This is a genomic window from Candidatus Neomarinimicrobiota bacterium, from assembly GCA_041862535.1.
Classification (GTDB): Bacteria; Fidelibacterota; Marinisomatia; order SCGC-AAA003-L08; family TS1B11.
Genome location: JBGVTM010000034.1, coordinates 1 through 2,501, shown reverse-complemented (window position 1 = coordinate 2,501; position 2,501 = coordinate 1). Strand labels below are relative to the sequence as shown.

The following is a 2,501-nucleotide window of genomic DNA, read 5'->3' as shown; positions in this document are numbered from 1 at the left end:
ACGAACAGGCCCGGCTGGGCCGCGTACGGGCCGAAGAGCAGCTTGATTTGCTCAAGCAGGGGAAGGTCATCATGGACGATGAAGTAATCGATTCGGTAGTGACCTCTCCCATCGACGGCTATATACTCGAACGCCGGGTCAATATTGGAGACCCGGTCGACGCACTGGGCTCCCGCACCGGCGGGACAGTCTTGTGCATCCTGGCGGACATGGATACACTTGTCTTCCGAGGAACGGTCGATGAGATCGACGTGGGCCATCTAAAGGAAGGGATGGAAGCCCGTATTCAGGTCGGAGCGCTGCCGGAGTGTCTGCTCACGGGCACGCTCGACGAGATAAGCCTGAAAGCCCAGCAGAGGAACAATGCCACTGTTTTCGAGGTGCGTCTTTCTTTCGAGAGGCCCGAGGACGTGGTCCTGCGAGCGGGATACTCAGCTACGGCGAATATCCTGGTTCAAAATAAAGATAATGTTCTGCTTCTGCCTGAACGGGTTATTGAGAGGAGAAAAGCCGAAGCCTTTGTCCGGATTCTCAAAGAATCGGCCGGCAGCGGCGAAACCATACAAATCGAAACGGGGTTAAGTAACGGTCTAATGACTGAAATTGTATCCGGACTGGATGAGGGTGACCGCGTACTGGAGAGAACCTATGAGGAGATAAAGTGATGAATCTTTTGCCTTCGCTTGTTCTCTTTGCGCGGGATTTACAGACCCAGAAGCTGCGTACCTTCTTTGCCTTACTCGGCATCACATGGGGTACGGCGGCCGTGGTGTTACTGCTTGCGTTCGGCGCGGGATTAAAACGCTACCATTCCCGCCGTATGCATGGAATGGGGGAGGGTATAGTAGTTGCCTGGCCCCTGAGAACCAGCTTGTCGTTCGAGGGCCTGCCGAAAGGCCGTCCCATTCGCATGAGAGCCGAGGATGTCCTGAAGCTGGCCTCCGAAATCCCTGAGCTTGAGGCGGCCAGCCCCGAGCTCAGCCTGTGGGACCAACCGATAATTTACGGCGGTCGCGATTATAGGGCTTATGTTGGGGGCGTCTATCCCTGTTTCGGCGACCTGCGTCATATCTACCCGCAGGCCGGCGGTCGATTTCTTAACGAGAAGGATATTGAGCAGCGACACCGAGTCATTTTCATCGGCAATGACATCAAAGAAGAGCTTTTCGGTGACACCGAAGCAGTCGGCGAAACGCTGTTTGTTCAGGGCACAGGCTTTATTGTCATTGGCGTCCTTCGTCCCAAACTGCAAAGCAGCACATACGGTGGTAATGAGGACGAGCGTATCGCTTATATCCCCGCTTCCACAATGACCTCTGTCTTTGGACTCAATTACATCAACAACTTCATATACCGAGCAAAGGATCCCCGGCAACAATCCTTTGTCACCCGGAGAGCCTATCAGGTCTTAGCGCGAATCTATAGCTTCGACCCTGCTGATACTGAGACCCTGATGCTCTGGGACACCTCTGATACAAACAAATTCATCTTCTATTTCTTCCTTGGCTTTAATACCCTGCTGGGACTATGCGGGGTTTTTACATTGCTGGTAGGCGGAATCGCCGTGGCGAATATCATGTATCTGCTCGTCGGGCAGAAGACCGGCGAGATAGGAATCCAGATAGCCGTAGGTGCCAAGCGGCGTCATATCCTTGCGCAGTTCCTGTTGCAGGCCATCGTGCTTGTGGCCGCAGGTGGTTTGGCCGGTTTTCTGATATCGTGGATTTTGACAACTATAATGGGCATCGTACCGCTACCTGAGCAGATTGGCGTGCCGGAGATGTCGCCAATTGTGTGTTTTGTAACCGTAATCCTGCTCGGAGGCATCGGCTTGTTAGCCGGTTACTTTCCCGCAAGGCGGGCGGCATCCCTGGACCCCGTCCGCTCCCTGGGATTTGGAGGTCTATGAGTTCGGTATCGCACTTAATACGACAGCTCAAGCAAGACAGAATCCGAATTGCCCTGACTCTCTTCGGGATCGTATGGGGTACCGTGAGCATTACCGTCTTGTCGGCTTTGGGAGAGAGTGTGCATAGGGCACTTTTGAAGGGAGAAAGGGGCCTGGGTGACGGTTTAGTCCGTGTAGCTGCTGGTGTGACATCACGACCCTATGCCGGTTTTCCCAAAGACAGGTGGATTGGCTTTATCCGGCGGGATGGGCAGCTTATACGCAACAAAGTCCCAGAGGCTGAACTTGCCTGCACTGAATTCGGGACCACGATTCGGGAAATTGCCTGGGGCGAGCGCACCATGAATGAGCAAATAGTGGGCGTAGAACCTGCTTTCCGGGACCTGCGAAGCTGTTTCCCACAAGAAGGAGGACGTTTCATTAACGACCTGGATATGCGTGAACGCCGGCGGGTTGTATTCTTAGGCAACGATATCAAAGAGAAGCTCTTTGGTGAAGAGCCGGCGGTAGGACAAACCATGCAAATCATGAACATGCCTTTTACGGTGATTGGTGTCATGCGCCCCAAACTGCAGTTAAGCTCGTATTACTC

Annotated in this window: 3 protein-coding genes; all 3 read left to right on the top strand. The window is 53.7% G+C overall.

Annotated features, from left to right (window positions below):
• Window positions 1–665 (top strand): efflux RND transporter periplasmic adaptor subunit (locus ACETWG_01455; protein ID MFB0515251.1); only part of this gene is annotated, 665 nt, incomplete at its 5' end.
• Entirely contained in the window at window positions 665–1,909 is a 1,245-nt protein-coding gene (locus tag ACETWG_01450; protein MFB0515250.1) for an ABC transporter permease, read from the top strand. The genes ACETWG_01455 and ACETWG_01450, both read left to right, overlap by 1 nt.
• Window positions 1,906–2,501, top strand: a 596-nt coding sequence (locus tag ACETWG_01445; protein ID MFB0515249.1) for an ABC transporter permease, incomplete at its 3' end; no start/stop codon positions are given. The genes ACETWG_01450 and ACETWG_01445, both read left to right, overlap by 4 nt.